This is a genomic window from Marinobacter sp. (assembly GCF_048259445.1).
Classification (GTDB): domain Bacteria; phylum Pseudomonadota; class Gammaproteobacteria; order Pseudomonadales; family Oleiphilaceae; genus Marinobacter.
On the sequence record NZ_JBLXHQ010000014.1, the window covers coordinates 98,877 to 116,906 of the forward strand.

General features: G+C 55.8%; 14 protein-coding genes and 1 pseudogene. 9 read left to right on the top strand and 6 right to left on the bottom strand.

Going from position 1 to position 18,030, the window contains the following annotated elements; genetic code table 11:
* Positions 1–74 precede the first annotated feature (74 nt).
* The 3 genes from ACN0RL_RS11710 to ACN0RL_RS11720 all read left to right on the top strand — a co-directional run bounded on the left by ACN0RL_RS11710 (position 75) and on the right by ACN0RL_RS11720 (position 4,419).
* A complete protein-coding gene (locus ACN0RL_RS11710) occupies positions 75–2,108 on the top strand; it encodes a PhoX family protein (RefSeq protein WP_417516927.1) in 2,034 nt (677 codons plus the stop codon).
* 227 nt (positions 2,109–2,335) lie between these two features.
* Positions 2,336–3,976 (top strand): methyl-accepting chemotaxis protein, encoded by a 1,641-nt coding sequence (locus ACN0RL_RS11715; RefSeq protein ID WP_417516929.1) that lies wholly within the window; start codon positions 2,336–2,338, stop codon positions 3,974–3,976.
* Between the two features lie 71 nt (positions 3,977–4,047).
* A complete protein-coding gene (locus ACN0RL_RS11720) occupies positions 4,048–4,419 on the top strand; it encodes a DUF4870 family protein (RefSeq protein ID WP_417516931.1) in 372 nt (123 codons plus the stop codon).
* A gap of 24 nt (positions 4,420–4,443) precedes the next feature.
* Here the strand turns inward: ACN0RL_RS11720 and ACN0RL_RS11725 are convergent, their stop codons facing one another.
* The 5 genes from ACN0RL_RS11725 to ACN0RL_RS11745 form a co-directional block, all read right to left on the bottom strand.
* Complete coding sequence (locus tag ACN0RL_RS11725; RefSeq protein ID WP_417516959.1) at positions 4,444–5,715, bottom strand: MFS transporter; 1,272 nt, start codon at positions 5,713–5,715, stop codon at positions 4,444–4,446.
* 186 nt (positions 5,716–5,901) lie between these two features.
* On the bottom strand, positions 5,902–7,002 hold the full coding sequence (locus ACN0RL_RS11730) for a DUF1513 domain-containing protein (RefSeq protein WP_417516933.1): 1,101 nt from the start codon (positions 7,000–7,002) through the stop codon (positions 5,902–5,904).
* Positions 7,003–7,012: 10 nt separating this feature from the next.
* A complete protein-coding gene (locus tag ACN0RL_RS11735; RefSeq protein WP_417516935.1) occupies positions 7,013–8,062 on the bottom strand; it encodes an imelysin family protein in 1,050 nt (349 codons plus the stop codon).
* 11 nt (positions 8,063–8,073) lie between these two features.
* Positions 8,074–9,489: a di-heme oxidoredictase family protein gene (locus ACN0RL_RS11740; RefSeq protein ID WP_417516937.1), complete on the bottom strand. Its 1,416-nt coding sequence runs from the start codon at positions 9,487–9,489 to the stop codon at positions 8,074–8,076.
* Between the two features lie 15 nt (positions 9,490–9,504).
* A complete protein-coding gene (locus ACN0RL_RS11745) occupies positions 9,505–10,803 on the bottom strand; it encodes an imelysin family protein (protein WP_417516939.1) in 1,299 nt (432 codons plus the stop codon).
* A 486-nt stretch (positions 10,804–11,289) separates the two neighbouring features.
* Here ACN0RL_RS11745 and ACN0RL_RS11750 point away from each other — a divergent pair, with 486 nt between their 5' ends.
* Genes ACN0RL_RS11750 through ACN0RL_RS11760 form a run of 3 tightly spaced genes read left to right on the top strand, consistent with a single transcriptional unit; the run spans position 11,290 to position 14,268 of the window.
* Positions 11,290–12,135, top strand: a complete 846-nt coding sequence (locus tag ACN0RL_RS11750) for a 23S rRNA (adenine(2030)-N(6))-methyltransferase RlmJ (protein ID WP_417516941.1) — start codon at positions 11,290–11,292, stop codon at positions 12,133–12,135.
* A 34-nt stretch (positions 12,136–12,169) separates the two neighbouring features.
* Positions 12,170–13,456: a hypothetical protein gene (locus tag ACN0RL_RS11755; RefSeq protein WP_417516943.1), complete on the top strand. Its 1,287-nt coding sequence runs from the start codon at positions 12,170–12,172 to the stop codon at positions 13,454–13,456.
* An 8-nt stretch (positions 13,457–13,464) separates the two neighbouring features.
* Positions 13,465–14,268 (top strand): mechanosensitive ion channel family protein, encoded by an 804-nt coding sequence (locus ACN0RL_RS11760; protein WP_417516945.1) that lies wholly within the window; start codon positions 13,465–13,467, stop codon positions 14,266–14,268.
* 89 nt (positions 14,269–14,357) lie between these two features.
* Here ACN0RL_RS11760 and ACN0RL_RS11765 read toward each other — a convergent pair whose 3' ends face one another.
* On the bottom strand, positions 14,358–14,759 hold the full coding sequence (locus tag ACN0RL_RS11765) for a DUF4168 domain-containing protein (protein ID WP_417516947.1): 402 nt from the start codon (positions 14,757–14,759) through the stop codon (positions 14,358–14,360).
* A 190-nt stretch (positions 14,760–14,949) separates the two neighbouring features.
* Between ACN0RL_RS11765 and ACN0RL_RS11770 the strand changes: the two genes are divergently transcribed.
* The 3 genes and pseudogenes from ACN0RL_RS11770 to ACN0RL_RS11780 form a co-directional block, all read left to right on the top strand.
* Positions 14,950–16,422 (top strand): ATP-binding protein, encoded by a 1,473-nt coding sequence (locus tag ACN0RL_RS11770; RefSeq protein WP_417516949.1) that lies wholly within the window; start codon positions 14,950–14,952, stop codon positions 16,420–16,422.
* Positions 16,419–17,858: a sigma-54-dependent transcriptional regulator gene (locus ACN0RL_RS11775; RefSeq protein ID WP_417516951.1), complete on the top strand. Its 1,440-nt coding sequence runs from the start codon at positions 16,419–16,421 to the stop codon at positions 17,856–17,858. Before ACN0RL_RS11770 ends, ACN0RL_RS11775 begins: the two co-directional genes overlap by 4 nt.
* Positions 17,858–18,030: pseudogene (locus ACN0RL_RS11780) on the top strand (EamA/RhaT family transporter); the annotation flags it as partial. The gene ACN0RL_RS11775 and the pseudogene ACN0RL_RS11780, both read left to right, overlap by 1 nt.

Below are 18,030 nucleotides of genomic sequence, written 5' to 3' on the forward strand. Positions count from 1 at the left end.
TCATGTCTTTCCTCAACACTGTCGTCTCGTTAATACCCGTTGATCAAGTATCGAGAGACAAGGAGAGACAGAAAATGGCCAAGCATGATTTTGATTCCAATTATCTGGACCCCAACTACGAGCCCGTAGTCAATCATTCTGAGAATACGCCTTTCCACGAAGTTCTGGCTGCCCGCATGCAGCGACGCACGGTTATGAAAGGTGGCGTTGGTGCTGCGCTGGCCAGCATCATGGGCGTTAGCCTTGCCGGTTGTGGCAGTGATAGTGATAGCAGCAGCTCCGGAACGACCACTGGCAGCGGCTCACAGTCACCTGAGCTGGGCTTCAAGGCAGTTCCGGTTTCCACCGCAAATGCTGTAGTTGTCCCAGAGGGGTACAGTTCCGAGACATTCCTGCCTTGGGGAACCCCAATCACAGGCTCCTATCCCGAATACCGTGCTGATGGCACCAATACCGGCGCTGAGCAAGAGCAGCAGGTGGGTATGCACCATGATGGGATGCACTTCTACCCGATCGATCAGAGGAGTGGTGGAGCCTCTTCTGCTGAAGGGCTCCTGGTGATGAACCATGAGTACATCAACCAGGGTGCGCTGCACGCCAATGGCCCGACTCGTTCAGCAGATAATGGCGGTGTCCGACCGGCTGATGAAGTACGCAAAGAAATTGCAGCCCACGGCGTTTCGGTAGTTCACATCAAGAAGGATAGCGAAGGCAAGTGGGACGTTGTTTTCGGCAGCCCTTACAACCGGCGTGTTACCGGCGGCACAGCCATGGATATTCGGGGGCCAGCTCGCGGATACAGCAAACTGGTAACGCCATACAGCCTGAGCGCCACGGAAACCCGCGGCACCCTGAATAACTGCGCCATGGGCCCAACTCCCTGGGGCACTTACCTGACCGCTGAAGAAAACTGGCATGGCTATTTCGCTACCAGTGCGGCAGAGCGTCCTCGCGAATACGTTCGCCACGGTGTGGGAAGCAGCTCACGCTATGATTGGGACCTGGCGGATAGCGGGCTGGACCAGTATATGCGCTTCAACGTCACACCTCAGGACGGCGGCTCTGCCGAGACTGACTACCGGAACGAAGCCAATACATTCGGCTACATGGTTGAGATCGACCCGTTTGCGCCAGAGAGCAAGCCCCAGAAACGCACAGCTCTTGGTCGCTTTGGCCACGAAGGTGTAATTTTCGCGCCCGTTACGGAAGGTCAACCAATTGTCTGTTACTCAGGCGATGATTCCCGGTACGAATACATCTACAAGTTTGTGTCTGCCAAACCATACAGTGCCGCTACTGCGAGTGGTGCGCTATTGGACGAGGGAACTCTGTATGTTGCCCGATTCAATGATGACGGGTCTGGAGAATGGTTGGCTTTGTCTCTTGATGATGCTGACTTTGCCGCAAAGATCGCCGCTGCTGAAGGTAATGAAGTGGGCCGCAGCGGAATCCTGTTCAACGGTTTTGAAAGTCAGGCTGACATTATCGTCAACACACGTCTTGCAGCGGACGTTGCGGGCGCAACTCCGATGGACCGCCCTGAGTGGGGCGCTGTCGACCCTAACTCCGGCGAGGTGTACTTTACCCTGACGAATAACAGCCAGCGGACTGAGGCGGAAACTGACGCGGCAAACCCGATTGTAGAGAACCGCAACGGGCATATCATCCGCTGGATGGAAGCGGGTAACGATTACACAGCTACCGCATTCAACTGGGATATTTTTGTCTTCGCCGGCGAGCAGGGCACGGAAACTGCTGTCGATGGTGAGGTAATCGTTTCCCTGACCGATGACAACATCTTTAACAGCCCGGATGGCCTCTGGTTTGACTACAATGGTGTCCTCTGGATCCAGACCGACGGATACAGTAACGAAACCTACGGCAACCAGATGATGCTTGCGGCGAACCCGGAGACTCGCGAAATTCGTAGATTTTTTGTGGGACCGGTCGGGTGCGAGGTTACCGGCGTTGTAACCACTCCGGACAGCAAAACCATGTTCGTGAATATCCAGCATCCTCGGGGCAACTGGCCGAATGCCAGTGAAGATCGCCCTCGTGATGCCACCGTGATTGTCACCCGTGACGACAATGGTGTAGTTGGAGTCTGATTCTTAGCTTTCTGACTGCCTGAAAACCGTAAACCCGGCTCGCATGGTAATTGTGTGAGTCGGGTTTGCGGTTTTTTTGTTTCAGAAACACCTTTCTCTGCCGATAAGCAAACCAACTAACCTAAAGTATGGGTTATTAATTCATATCCATTCTTTAGACTTCTCTAGTTCATCGTGGCCTTGAATAACAAAATGATTGCGGAAGCAACGATAAAGCAGGGGTTTTTATGGCGTTACTGGACCGAACTTCAATTCTATGGGGGGTGGCGGTTGCCGTCATTTCTGCGGTCGCCTGTGCAGTGGTGGCGCCAGTGCTAGGTTTGGAGCCTGCATCAATACTGATCGGGCTTTTGGTCGGCCTCGTGACCGCAAGCGGGTTTATGATCGCTCGGGTGCTGGAACCCGCGGAGCGCGGACTCAAGGCTTTGAACGATGGCTCCTTGGCGGATGATCATCCGTTCCGGGCGCAATGCCAACAACTGCTATCCGATGCCAAAGCCGGGCGCTCACTGATAGAAACCCTCTCCGGAAGCGCCGACAGGAACGCAATTTCCGCAGCTCAGGTATCTTATGCTGCCGACCAACTGAAGCTGCGTCTGGACCTTCAGGTGCAGGAAACCGCTCAGATGGCAGATTATGCCGGCCAGATTACTGAAACCGTCAGGGAGTCTTCACAGCAGGCGACGGATGCGGCCACCATGGCCTTACAAAATAGCCAGGCCAGCACAGAAGGGCGGCAGGCACTCACTTCAGCCATTGACAGCATTCGGGTGGTGCACCAGCAATCCGGTGAAAACCTTCGCCTGATTCAGGAGCTTAATGAAAAATCCAACAAGATTCAGGGCGTAACCACCACCATTCAGGGCATTGCAGAGCAGACGAACCTGCTGGCGCTTAATGCGGCCATTGAAGCCGCCCGTGCCGGAGATCAGGGCCGCGGTTTCGCGGTTGTTGCGGATGAAGTTCGCCAACTGGCAGGCCGCACCGCCCAGGCCACTGGCGAGGTGGCTGAAACGCTGCAGGAGATTCGGTCAGATACCGCGCTGATCGTCACCCGCATTGAAGACCTTGCCCGCAGTGTCGAGAACGGGCTTACATCCGTGGAAACCGTTGGTGAACGGCTCGACCTGATACGTGAACAGTCTGACCGGGTTCAGCAGCAGGTGGCGCGTATTGCCGAGATTGATCAGAACAACGAGCTCAGCCTGAATCACGTGTTCTCGGCTATTGAAACCGTCAGGGATCAGATCTCCGAAAGTGATAACAGTGTTGCGTCACTGGCAGAGCAGGCAGCCACGCTGATGGAACTCGCGGAGGTAGCTAACGCAGCATTTGCACTCAATAGCGGATCCAGCTACCACCGGTTTTTCTATGACCAGGCCCGCGCGGGCGCGGAGCAAATCGGCCAAATCTTTGAACAGGCTGTCCGCGAAGGCAAGCTGACTGAGAGCAAGCTGTTTGATAGAACGAGAACGCCGATCCACGGTACCAGCCCGGCAAAGTATTCAAGCAGCTTTGATTCGTTTACCGACAATAGCTTGCCTGTTGTCCAGGAACAGGTGAAGAGCTCGCACCCGGCCCTGGTGTTTGCGATTGTTGCTGCTCCTGACGGTTACATACCCACCCATAATCGTGACTTTGCTCATGCACCAACCGGCGATCCCTCGATTGATCTCGTGCGCAGCCGAAGCAAGCGCCTGTTTAACGATCGCACCGGCATACGGTGTGGCAGCCATAAAGAGAATATGTTGCTACAAACCTATCGTCGGGACACCGGCGAAGTGATGCACGATCTGTCTGTTCCGATTTATGTGAATGGCCGGCATTGGGGCGGTTTCCGGCTGGGGTATCGTCCGGATAAACACTGACTGCATAAGCCTGAAAGCCCCTTCAGAGCCTGTGTTAGACTGTTTGTCCATGCACAAAGAGGAGATACCACTTGGCTGATTCGGAATTCATTCCTGCCAACGCACAGGCGGACGAGCTGTCCCGTCGGTCAGACCCCGCGCGTAACCTGGCGGTTGTGGTCTATATCCTTCAGGGCCTGTCTTTTTTCATGGGAGGCATCACCGGGCTGGTTGGCGTAATCATCAATTACGTAAAGCAGGACGATGTTCGTGGAACATGGGTGGAGCCGCATTTCCGCTGGCAGATCCGCACATTCTGGATAGGGCTGTTGTGGACAGTCATCGGGGTCGTGACCACTTTCCTGATTATCGGATGGTTCATACTGTTGGGGATTTCGATCTGGGTTATCTATCGCATTGTGAAAGGCGCCCTGGCACTGAATGATGGCAAGGCGCCCATCTGAAACACTTGGCCGGCGACTGAAGATTCAGTCGTCGGTGACCTCTTTTAATCGAATTGCGCTGAAGGTTCCTGCCAGCCCCATCAATCCGAGTACGACAATCACAGCAGCGTTGGATATCAGTGAGAGCAAAGCGGTCAATCCACCGGTCGCAAGTAACAAAAAGCCGATGACTGTGTTGCTGACGGCCGTATAGTCTGTGCGTTTGTTGCCTCCCGCCATGTCCACCAGATAGGTTTTCCGGCCCAGTCTCACACCTGCATGGGCGATGCTCAACACGAAGAATGCCAGTGGGTAGAACCAGCCGTTGCCGACACCTGTGCCTGCATACATGGCAGTTAGCCCAACACCCAAACACACTGCACTGGCTATAGCCGCGCCGCGAATCATCACTCGCCGACTGGAAGTATCCGCCATCCAGCCCCAGAAGCTTGCGGATACGGAGCTGGCCAGGCTACTTGCCAAAAGAAACACGCCAAGCATCAAGCCCGTATCCGATTCTTTCTGAGCCAGCACCACAAAATAGGGTGAGGCCAGAGCAGAGCAAAGCAACAATGCGCGGGTGATAACAAAGTTACGAAAAAGCGTGTCATCACGAAGAAGCGACAGGCTTTTGAAGGCTTCGGTGAGAGCGTTGCCACCGCCGCCGGTTTCACCCTCGTGTTCTTCTACGCCAGCAAACAGGAGCCCTGCAATGATCCATAGTGCAGCTGCCAGCAGAAGTAGCAGGCTGTAAAAAGCCAGTGTCGGGTCGCCGCGATCCCAGAAAAGCAAGGCTGTCAGGATAACGGTTGCGGTGCCGCCAATGGTGGCTGCAAGGCCCGAGAGCCTGCCCCGACGAGTTTTCGGAATGCATTTGCCCTGAACGTCTTTCATGGCGACGGAGCAAAATCCCCGCGACAGGGAAAACACAATCAGCGCGGCGATGATGCCACCACCGGCGGTATAACCCTCCAGAAACCAGACACAAGCCGCCATAGCCGCAACACTGACTGCCTGGCCAAAACTGCCAATTGTCCAGAACCATTTGCGCACAGGTTTGCGGCGAACCCAGGCTGCGATCATCATCTGGGGCACCATGGATCCGGATTCCCGGATAGGGACAAGCCAGGCTACCAGTGCCGGTGCTCCGATGGCACTCATCAGCCACGCCAGAACTGTTTTGGGACTGATCAGAAGGTCGCCCAGCTTGGTCAGTACGTTGGCTGCCAGAATCAGAAAAAAATTGCGTGGTACTACATTGCAGGCTTCCGCCGGAATGTCTTTGCAGACCCGGGCGTCTTCCTCGTTTGCGATCAGGCCGTATAGACGGTCAACAGATCGCTCGAGTGAGCCGGTTGTTGCCTGGGTGCGCTCTTGTGAAGAGGTGTTTTTCTGTATGGGTGTCTGTTGCTGGGACAATCCGCAGTCCTCCGGGAAATAGATAGCCAAGGATACCAGCCGGGCCGGCAGCCCTGAACCCCGGAATGCAGATCAGCGTTTCGTTTACACCAGATGATGATCCCACTGAACCGGCATACTGGCAATTTCTCTTGCCGGCGTGCCCGCGCCCATGCGAACCAGCATGCCACGACCTGAAGATATCAGAAAGTCGCCCCCTGCCAGCGCTTCAACGCCGGCGCAATCTGCGATGGCCGCCTTCTCAATTACCGCGCCTGTTCGGCTGTTAAAGATCAGTGCTGTCCCTCCAATCGGTGAGGCAATGGCAACAAGATCGTTTTCCGGGTGTGCGACTATGCTGGCGATGTAGTTACCGAGCTCCCGATGAATAGACGCACCAAAGGTGATCTCTTCATAGCGTCCGTTACGGTATCTGGCTATCAGCGGCGGTAGTTCGTGGGCCGGCCCCTGGTATTGATAGGCGGCATAAATGGTGCCATCTGGCGCCACATCTACATGCCGGGTGCTCAGCTGATGATGGGTTGGCTGGAATCTGGCACGAATCTCACCTGAGTGCCTGTCCATCAAGATCAGTGCTGGCTCCATGGTGTCAAGATTGAGCTTGATGCGGTCGTAATCAGGGTGGGTGAGAATGCCACCCAGCCCGACGATCAGCGTTTGGCCGTCTGGATGCAGCGTAATCTGGTGTGGGCCTATGCCGTTCAGCTCAAAGGTGTTCACCCGTTGATAACCCTGGTGACTGTCATACACCGCGATAATGCCTTCTCCGGGCTCGTAGCGGTTAGTTGGAGCGTACAGGAATCGACCGTCTGGCGAGAATACACCGTGGCCCACAAAGTGTTCGCCTTCGGCCGCTTCAATGCGATGCCGCTGCTCGCCCGTTTTACTGTTGAGAACGTAGAATGCCCAGCCAGGCCTGCGCTCAAAGAACAGCACTTCGGCGTTATCCGGGCGGTTGCAACCACTGTGGCAGCGGGTTTGTACCGGAGTTTGCCAGAGCATGCCCCCATCCGGCTCTATAGCACTCACAGCAAAACTGCCATCGGCCAGGCCGATGGCACCCGTGTACTGGTGCGGACTACTGTTCCCGGATTTTCGGGGCAGCAGGTTGCAACCGGTGAGCGCGAGCGCGGCGCTGCCGGTGAGAGCTGTTTTAAGGAGGCTTCTGCGTGTCAGTTCAGGCATGGGCCTTTCCTCAATCTCCGTCGCTGGAATTAAAACCGCGTACGACGCCGAGCTTAATGGCCGCCCGGTCGTTCACCATTGCGGTTAGCTGAGTCACGTCAATGTAAAGGCTTTGCAGGGATCTGAACGCGTTGTCGTCAGCCAGTAGTGGCGCCATGGGGCGGTCAAGCTCCGGAAAGTTGGCCAGTACTTCGTCAAACTGCTGCCCGATCTCTTCAGCCAGTTCGGCTTGTTTCCGATCCTTCAGAAGTTCAGAGAAGGCGGGAAGAAAGTAATGCTTGAGCCCTCGAACACTTGCGTCTGCTGCAATCAAACTGGCCCCGCTGCGCCAGGCATCGGCGCTGTAGACCGAACGTTTGCCGTTGCCGCGCAATCCCATGGGCGTGGCCAAACGGCGCTCTTCCAGGATCTCCAGCCCGGCCATTGCTGCCCGGATGGTTGTATCTGTGTACTGTTCATTGCCAACGTAGCTGCTTTGGAAGCTGTTCCAGTCGTTAGCCAATGCTTCGCCATTGGCGGCGATGTGATGGGTTACGGCAACCAACAGTTTGCAGGTGTGATCTGCAGGCAGTGCGCTTTCGCCCTCGCTGAATGCCTGGTCGTACAGAAGGTATTCAGCTATCGGGAAGCCTTGCACGGCAACGCCGGACTCGTTGATTTTCTCAGGCGTTACCGGTGCATCGTCTTTGAGCAGGTAGGAAGCCTTTCGGGCGACCAGGTTTTTGGGGTCCGGCCAGAACTGGAATTGCCATGCTCGGTTTCCCTGTTCTACGGGGCCAAAATCCACGAAACGCACGCGCTGCCAAGCGAGAAATGCTTCCAGCCAGGCCTGTTTGGTCTGCTCAAGCCCTTCGGGCGAGGGGGCCTGGCAATAGGTCTCCGCCTGCTGTGCCAAGGTTTGGCTTTGTGTCGCGAGGCTCTGGTAGCCTTTGAAAATATCGCCGTGCCATTGTTGCCGATAGTCTGCACTCGGGTCGTCTGAACTCTTGGCGCTAGCTGCCATCAGCGGACTTGAGACAAGGGCGGAGGTTAGGCATATCGTAAGTGTCAGTCGCTTCACATCGGGCTCCGTTAAAGTGAGTTCAGGAAGTCGAGTAACGCGCGACGATCATCGGCGCTGAACTGGCTGTAGCGTGCGACGGCAGGATCGGCTTCGCCGCCGTGCCAGAGAATGGCTTCTTCCAGTGTCCGTGCCCGCCCATCGTGCAGGAATCCCGCTTGCGGATTGACGGTCTGCGCCAGGCCAATGCCCCAGAGTGGCTGTGTACGCCATTCATTGCCATTGGCCAAAAACTCATCGCGGCCATCGGCCAGGGCGGGGCCCATGTCGTGCAACAGCATGTCGGTATAGGGCCAGATGGTCTGATTGCTCAAGTCCGGGCGCTCCGGATCTGTCCCTGTGATGTGCCGGGGCGTGTGACACCCGGCGCATCCGGTCTCGTTAAACAGCTGCGCGCCTTTCTGCACGGAGGGATCTTCCATGCCACGTCGTGCCGGCACGGCCAGACTCTTGGCATAGAAGGTGACAAAGTTTGCGATCTTGTCGCTGACTTCCGGTTGGCCACCGTCGGGAAAGCGATCACACGCCTGCTCTGATGTGCAGTCTGTCGCGGGTTTCAGGCTTGATGTCAGCCCCATATCGCCGGCGAACGCACCCATACTCTGTTGATGCACATTGGGTTCTGCGGCTTTCCAGCCAAACCGGCCGGGTGTTGTCTGGTTGGTAGCCAGATCCCAAACCTGATTCAGTTTGCCGGAAATACCATCGCCGTCGGCATCCTGTGGGTCAGCAAGGGCCTCAATAGTGGCGATGGGAATGGCTTCCAGAAGCCCCATCCCTATCATGGGTGGTGCGACCCGGGGAGAGATCAGAAGATCGTCGGGCACCGGGCCATAGTTCGGATTTTCGATTGTGTAGATGGGCTCCCGCAGTTCCACCTCGGTGCCGTCAGCCAGAGTTTTGGTGACCTTGTTCCAGGTCAGCACCATGTCGGCTTCCGGTTTGGCCCCGGGCAGGGCGGCGGTCTGTAGCTGGCTACCATACGCCGGCGCAGGTTTGAATCCGTTGGTGCGCAGAATATCTGCATCTATGGCCGGGTCTGCCGGAACGGCCAGGCGCAAGAACAGCGATACGGGTGGTTCATCGATTCCCGGAGGGTGCCCACGGCCGTCTTTGATATGGCAGCCCTGGCAGGAGTTTGTGTTGAACAATGGGCCCAAGCCGTCTCGCGCTGTGGTGCTGGCCGGGGCTTCTACCCAGGGGTTGCGAAAAAAACTGTTACCCACGCTGAAATCCAGGCGTTTGGTCATTGAGAGGTTGCCCTGGGGCAGGGAGTAAGCGTTGGTATCGAACTGTTTGACCGTGCCGTCGCCTCCGGTAGTCGGAGACTCCTGCAACGGAAAACCTGCGTAGCTGCCGGCGTGAGCCGGCAGGGTGATACAGGCCAGAAACGCCAGCAATGCGGTTGTTAGTCGTTTTTCGATCATTGTTTCAACTTGGTATCAGAAAGAGTGGCCGGCGTCGTCTGGCGACAGGGCTTCAAGGCCCAGCTGGCGAGCCGCCTGTTCAATGGAGCCGGTCTGCTCAACCAATGCCATGATCGCGCCGTTGACAACGCTGGCACCCTTGGCATTGCCTGGTGCAATCATCATGTCAAACGGCATGGGGTTCCGGCTTGATTCGGCCTTGGCCTTCATCAAGCCCAGAGCCTTCATTGAGGCATCCAGTTGCGCGTTCAGGCGGGCGTCCAGCTCAGGGTTGCTCTGTGCGACCAGATCAGACAGAGAAGGGCCGGATACCAGGCTGCCGTCTACGCGGCGATAGGTGCCGGTATATACGTTCTGGATGCCCTGGCCGTTGTAATAGTGGGAATTATGGGTGTTATCACTGAAGCAGTCATGCTCGTCTTCGTAGGAGTTGGCTTCAAGGGCCACCTTCATGCGCTCGCCAGCCAGCTCGCCCAGCGACAGCGAACCCATGCCGAACAGCATTTTCTGAACGCCTTCGTCGGCGTTGGCATTCACAAGCTGGCTGCGGTAGTTGCCAGAGGCACCCGGTGCCCACTGTGCAACCATCCACTCGAGATCAGAAATCAGGAGATCGGTTACCGCATCGAGGTATTCGCCCCTCCGATTGCAGTTGCCGTTGGTGCAGTCGGTACCCGTTGCATAGTCGGTGGCCGGGCGCTCGCCGTTACCCGGCTCAAAGCCCTGCAGATCCTGACCCCAAAGCAAAAATTCAATAGCGTGGTAGCCGGTCGCAACGTTTGCCTCCGAGCCTCCAATTTCATTCAGGCCAGAGAGGAGCTCGGGTGTAAGGTTGATTACATCGAGGGTCTCGCCGCCCACATTGACGCTTTTGCTCCCAATGATATTGGCGGTTGCACCAGCATTACCCAGTTCATACTGGTAGTCATCCGCCTGCACATAATCGATCAGTCCTTCGTCCAGAGGCCAGGCGTTCAGCTGTCCCTCCCAGTCATCCACAACCGCATTGCCGAAGCGGAAAACTTCTGTTTGCTGGTAGGGCACTCGGGCCGCAAGCCAGGCTTCCTTGGCGGCTTTCATGTTGGCTTCTGTCGGGTTAGCAATTAACCGGTCGGTTGCCTTGTCTAGCACCCTGGCCGTTATCAGGGCGTCTTCATACCCGGCATGTGCCAGATCGGCATAATGTTCAACAACCGATATTTTCGTGGCGGGTTGCGATGATGAATAATGCGATGGGCCGGTATTTGCACAGCCAGCGGTCACTACTGCGGCAATCGTGAGTGCGAGAGAGGCTGGTCGAAATAGTGACTTCATTAAAAGCTCCGGGTTTGGAAACGATTATGTTAATGTTAGTTATTATCGTTCGCAATTATGATTATTAAAGCTATACAACGCAAGGGTGTTTCTGCACGTATTTATCTGCGGCAATCAAAACTGCTCGATATCAAATTTTAATGATAATCATTTGCAAATGCAATTTGTGGTGCTAGATTCTGATTTCAACGTGCTCTTAATTCGGGGAAAAAAGCATGAGCGGATCAGTGGTTCGGCTAGCCGGTTCTTCAAAAAGTGTGTTCTCTGCGTGGCAATCGCTCCGCAAATCAGTTGATAAAGATAATGTTGTGCAGAGCCGGCCCGAGTGCTGTAGTTCGGGTAAGCCATCCTCAGGTGTTTGCCGTTCTGACTGACACTCTGCAGAGGCTTGATGCTCTGCTCGCTTTGCAGGTCTTTTTCAGGTGCTCCCTTGCACTGCTGGCATGCGCTCGGGCTTAATGACTCCTGTTAACAGGGAGCCGATTTATGCTGAGTTACCTTCACGCCTTTCACTCCGGGAACTTTGCGGATGTTCAAAAGCATGGGGCTTTGGCGCTTGCCATATCCATGATGCAGGCAAAGCCCTCGGCCATTGCCTGCTTCGATACCCACGCGGGAAGCGCCATTTACGACCTTAAGAGCGAGCGGGCCAGAAAAACGGCAGAAGCGGACTCGGGTGTGCAGAGGCTCTGGGCCAGCCGGAACGATTTAACCTCTGCGGACTGGCAGCCAGTTGTGAACCTGCTGTCGCATTTCAATGCCGGCGAGGGTCCGCTGACAGTTTATCCGGGCTCCCCGGCCTGGCTTCGTCATTTCCTGCGCCCGGGTGATTCGTTGACGGCGTTTGAGCTTCACCCTTCGGAAAGCGGCCAGCTTGCGGGCTGGGCTGCGGATCAGGGTCAGAGTGTACGGGTTATGCATGAAGACGGCTTGAAAGGCCTGTTGCGAAAACTGCCGCCCGCTCAACCCAGGCTGATCACATTGATTGACCCTTCTTACGAGATCAAATCCGAGTATCTTGATGTTGCCACTACTTTGCAGAAAGCATGGCAAAAATGCCGTCATGGAGTCTATCTTGTCTGGTATCCGATTCTTACCAGTGGTTTGCAAACTGTATTGAAGCAAGCATTGAAAAACAGCCCCATGCGAAAAGTGTGGTGCAGCGAAGTTCATCTTGAAAAACCTCCGGAGCGTGGCATGACCGGTTCCGGCATGCTGGTGGTCAATCCGCCCTGGGGGTTTGAAGATCGATTTTCTGCCATGATTGAGGATATTGCCGGAGAGTCTGTGTTGGGCTTTTCCCACGAACACGGCTGGTTGCTATCTGAGTAGACAGGTTAGCCGCGGGCCATGAAGGAGCTGTTTTTTGAAGGAAAAAACCAACGAGAACAATGCTGATCCCTGTCTCCCCGGCGGTTTGATGTCCGCGGAGCAGTGGACGCTTCCCGAGACATCTGTACGGCGTTCGCTCAAGGACGCTATCGGGTATGCACTCACACGGTTGCGGGCCGGGGTGTCTCAGGCAGAAGAGCCTTTTGAAAGCATGGATGAACTGCCCGAGCTATCCGCTGCCCAGCAGAAACGACTGGCCCCGGAGCCGGATTATGCCCGTCAGGCCGTTGCTATTGCATCCAGTCTTGAGCAGGCGCACTCCGAGGGCGCGCTGAGTCGCGAGGTTGTCTGCATGGTGGCGCCGCCTTTTTCTGGAGTGCAGCAATCGCTCGCCTGTTTTTCAGAACCCGGGCCGTCAGGCTTTATTCCTGGGAGTGCGGGCGAATGGACAGTTATTGCGCCACCTGATGCCCTGGCGTTTAGCGATCAGGAAGCCAGTGAATGGTGGGATAAGCAGGATTTGTCGCGTCCCTGGGTGATCCCCGAGCTTGCGGAATTCTGGTTAAGGCGCCTCTCAGGTCTGGCTTTGGTCAAGGAGCTATTTCGCCGGATCGCAAATGGCGATACGGGTGCGGGCGTTGTGGGGTGTTCAAGCTGGTGCTGGAGATATTGGGGGCATTACCTAGAAAACGCCCAGATGTCACCATGGACGCTTGCGCCTATGAACTCTGAGCGATTGGGCTCCTGGTTTACCTATCTGGCCTCGGGGGCCAAAAAATCATCGGTGATCGCAAGAATGACGGGTGATGGCCACTATGTGCTACCCCAGTCTGAAGCGGATGAAATTGAAAAGAAGAACAGTAAAAAACGCAAACACAGCAATTTTTTGCGTGATCTGGCCGCCACATCTCGCGGTAACCCAGGCGTTGCCCTGGCCATCTGGCAGAGATCACTGCGGGCCCAGCCAGATGATGACGCCAAGCTGGAAGATGATGAGAATTCGGAAAATCACAGCCGGGCGGCGGATTGCTGGGTAGTGCCGTTGGAGCGCCTGAGCCTTCCGACCATGCCTCAAAGCAAAGAGAGTGTCACCGGCTTTGTGTTGCATGGTTTGTTGTTACACAACGGCCTTGATACGGCCTCTTTGGAGGTGATCACGGGTGTTTCTGCCTACGAACTGAGCCTGGTGCTGTCACGGTTAAAGCGCGCTGAGCTTGTGACCTGTGAACAACCTCACGAACGGTGGCGAGTCACAGCTATCGGATATCCCACTGTCAGGCGCCACCTGCAGAGCTGGGGATTTCCGCTTGATCAGTTTTAGGAGCGATTATGATCGATGATCTTGGAATCAAGGATGCCTTCGCCTCTATAACCGGGCAGGCGCTGCTGCAGGCTGTGCTAGTGATTGCGCTCGCCTCGCTGATAACCGTGGCGATTCAGAAAGTGCTTCCCCGGTTTGCGGAAAAGCTGGGTGGCAAAACGAGACTTTACCTGCTGGCGTCTGTGCCTCTGCTTCGGCTGTTAATCATTCTGGCCACGATTGTGATCGTGGTTCCGATTCTGGTCGAGCCATCGTTCGAAAATATGGTGGCCATTTTCGGCGCCCTGGCCCTGGCTCTGGGCTTTGCCTTCAAGGATTACGCGAACAGCTTGATTGCCGGCATTGTTACCCTCTACGAGATGCCATACCGCCCGGGTGACTGGATTGAAGTGGACGGGCAATACGGTGAAGTGCGGGCCATAGGCACGCGCGCGGCGGAGATTGTCACTCCGGATGACACGGTTGTGATTATCCCCCATAACAAATTGTGGAACTCCTTGATTGCCAACGGTAACGATGGCACCGACAACCTGATGTGCGTGGCAGACTTTCATCTTGAGGCGAACCATGATGTCAGCCGGGTACGTGAGTTGCTCAGGGATGTAGCTTTTACCAGCCCGCGAACAAAAACCTGGCAACCTGTGCTGGTGATTGTTTTCAACAAGCCCTGGGGTATGCACTATCGGTTAAAGGCCTACCCGTTTGATCCCAAAGAGCAGTTTCAGTTTATTTCCGAGCTTACGGCACGTGGTTCTGCCGAGCTGGCTCGCCAGGGCGTCAAATTTGTTTCGGTGCCGGTTTCGGTTAACTGATCTGTAGAATCTCTGGCGCTGTGACACAAAAAAGCCCCGCACTTGGCAGGGCTAAACTGACGAGCAGCTCGTCCGGTTTCGACTGGCGTTTACATCAGCGCTTCAATACGGTTGCGTACTTTCGGTTCGCTGCTGTAGGCCGTCGCGATGGCGTTATAGGTCGGTATGTCCATGCCTGAATCTTCGATGACCGATACCATCTCGTCGTTGGCTTCCATCTGTAGTTCCTGAGCTTTCTCCTGGGAGTCCGCTGATTCAATTTTCTCGATGTATTCTTCGCGAACTTCGGTAATGCCTTCCTGTGCTGCGATGAACTGTTTCAGTTCAGCATCGTTATAGTCGGTCTTCTGAGTGCCCGCTGCTGCGGGGTTTGAGTAGCCGGTGGACTCAGTGGCTGCCGGGCTTTGCCGGGATTGGTCCGCCATAGCGGGGGCAGCGGCGAGCAGGGCAACGGATGCGGTAATGGATACGAGTAATTTGTTCATATTCATAATCGACTTCTCCTGTTTCATTTACGATCATCCAAGACCTTTCAAGCACCGTGCCAGCTCCGAGGTATTAAATAAAACTGATTAAAAACATAATGTTATATAATTTTTGCGGTTAATCTATCGTAATGAGGGTTGTAGCGAAATGCCACATGTGGCGAAAATGTGTGGCAATTATGTCTCTGGAGCCAGAATGAAACCTTCCCTCAGAAACGCCGGCCAGGTTTTTGGATCGATTCAGTTAACGCTGGTGTTGAGCATTGTTGTTCCTTTGCTTGTCATCAGCGGGCTTGCCATTTATCTGGGATTCGGCGCTGTTGAGAGAGCCCTGAATGATCGCTTGCAGGAAGACCTGGAGCTGGTCGCCCGCGCGGCTAGCGGTCCGCTGTCCAGGGCAATGCAGGAAAGAGACGAACTGGTAATGGGCGATTCCCTGAAATCGATTTTCCGGATTGGTCGTGTGTCGGGGGCATCGGTCTTCGATAAAGACGGCGCTCGAATCGCCAGCCTCGGCCTGGCTGATACGGATGTGGGTAACAGTGCCAGCGCCGAACAGGTCATCAATAGCGGCGAGCTGGGAGGCGCTTTTCGCTGGGTGGATGGGCAATCTGTGTTCTCGCACTTTACGCCACTGGTGGCCGATGACGGCCGAATACAGGGGTTGCTGCAGATAACACGCAGACGCAGTGACTTCCATGAGCTGCTGGCTTCAAGCCGTCTTTGGGCAGTGTCTATCTGGTCTGCTCTGGCGATAACGATCATTCTTGTGGTGGTGCTAGGACACTACGGTGCTGTCGGTCGGCACGTGAGCCGGCTGTTGGGCACGATGAAGGGTTTGGCTCCCGGCCACTGGCGTCTTGATGCGGAGCCGTCAGGCCCCCGAGAGCTGCGGCAGATATACGGTGGTGTGCGGGACATGGGCGAGCGCATGGCTCTGGCGGAAGAGGAAATACAACAGCGCGTGATCAAAGAACGCGAGCTGGCTGAACGTCTGGAATACCAGGAGAAAATTGCCATGATCGGTCGTGTGGCCGGGGGTGTCGCGCACGAACTTGGCGCGCCTTTGAACGTGATTCAAGGGCGCGCGCACATTCTTGCGAGACACGAACTCACGGATGATCAGCGCCGGCATCTGGATGATATCAGCTATCAGGTGGGGCGCATGACCACGATAATTCAACAGCTTCTGGACTGCTTTCGCCATGTACCGGATTCGAGGCGGCCAATCAGCCTCGATGCTGTTCTCAGGGATGTGCTGCACCGTGCTTCTGAGGATGAAAAATGTCTCGGCAAGCGCTTGTTGAGCGAAGGCCTTGAGGTGAATGCACAGGTCAGGGCGGAACCCGTGAGACTGGAATTGGCGTGCCTGAATGTAGTGCGCAACGCCTGCCAGGCCGCGCGTTCTGAAGTAATTTTGTCGTTGCATCGAGCCGGTAAGGAGTGGGAGGTTCGGGCAGACGACGATGGCCCGGGTATAGCGGTGGAAAAACGGGAAGCTGTGTTTGAGCCGTTTTACAGCACCCGGCCAGCCGGAGAAGGCACGGGGCTTGGGCTGGCGGTCGTCAGCAGCGTACTGAAAGAGCACGGTGGCCGGATAGAAATCGAAAGCAATGAAGCAGGCGGATGTCGGATGAGCCTGTTCTGGCCAGTGGAGGCACATGAATGAGTGAGCACCAGGCAACGATCCTGCTTTTGGAAGACGATGCCAGCCTGAGCCTGTTGTTAAGCGAAGAACTTGAGCTGGATGGCTATCGCGTAACTCGCGCAGGAACCGTAAACGAGGCCTGCCGACTGCTTGCTGAAGAAACACCGGATCTGGTTGTTTCTGACCTTCGCCTGCCGGATGGAGATGGGCTGGAGCTCCTCAAGGCAGCTCAATCTGACGGGCATAGTCTGCCGTTTATAATTATTACCGCGTTCGGAACTGTGGATCAGGCGGTTGATGCGCTTAAGGCCGGGGCGGATGATTTTCTGACCAAGCCCTTATCCACTGACCACCTACGCCTGAAAATACGTCGGTTGCTGACACAGGCTGACCTCACCCGGCAATTGCAGCAGTTTCTTGCGCACAAAGGTGAAGATGAGTCTCTCGGGCTGATTGGTGAACATGAGAGCATGGTTCGGCTGCGGTCTGAAATCCGGCAGATTGCTCGCAGCGAAGCTGCAGTGCTGATCTGCGGCGAAAGCGGCACTGGTAAGGAGTTGGTCGCCAGAGCTATCCACCAGACCAGCGGGCGCAGCTCAGGATCTTTTGTGGCGGTTAATTGTGCCGGCATTCCCGGCGAGCTCATGGAAAGTGAGTTTTTCGGTCACGAGGCAGGCGCTTTCACTGGCGCCCGCCAGGCGCGCAAAGGTCTGTTCGCGGAAGCCCACGGCGGCACGTTGTTGCTTGATGAAATTGGAGAAATGCCCCTGGCCTTGCAGGCTAAGCTGCTTCGGGTTCTGCAGGAAGGCATGGTCAAACCAGTGGGCGCGGATCAGGAAGAGCCGGTGGATGTGCGAATTCTCGCCGCCACCCATGTGGATCTGCTCAAGGCCGTACGCGAGGGAAGTTTTCGGGAAGATCTCTATTATCGGCTGGAAACCCTTAGCCTGCGCATTCCGGCGCTAAGGGAGCGGGGTGATGACGTCGATTTGCTCGCGATGCATTTTTTACGGGAAGCTGCGCGGCGGCATCAGCGCGGATTTCTCAAGCTCAGTGAGGTAAGCTCCCGCACTTTGATGGATTATCCGTTTCCGGGCAATGTCCGCGAGCTGGGTAGTGCAATCGAGAGGGCGGTTACTTTCTGTGAGGGCGATACTATTCAGCCTGATCACCTGCCTGAGCGTATCAGGAAACGTCAGGGCGCATCGGTGAGTCCTGAAGCTGCACGATCCAGTGGAAACATCTCCGAATGGCCGACATTGGAGCACCTTCAGCAAGACTATGTGCGCGAGGTGATGCAGGCGGTTAGCGGCAATAAACGCCGGGCGGCGCAGATTCTGGGTATTAACCGACGTACCTTGTATCGGTGGCTGGCGGCGGGTCCATCAGCGGGCGCAAACAATGATGAAGCCAGTCCTGAAAGCATCGCTACACGAGAGCTGAAAGGGGAGCCGTAGTGACAAATCAGAAAACAGCCATGTTGTATGGGCTGGGCACGGTTCTGCTCTGGTCTACGGTGGCCACCGCGTTCAAGTTGGCGCTAGCGGATCTGGCACCAGTGCAAATGCTGCTGGTTGCCTGCGCCTCGTCTGTGTTGGTTATGGGCTGCATTCTGTTGTTGCAGAAGCG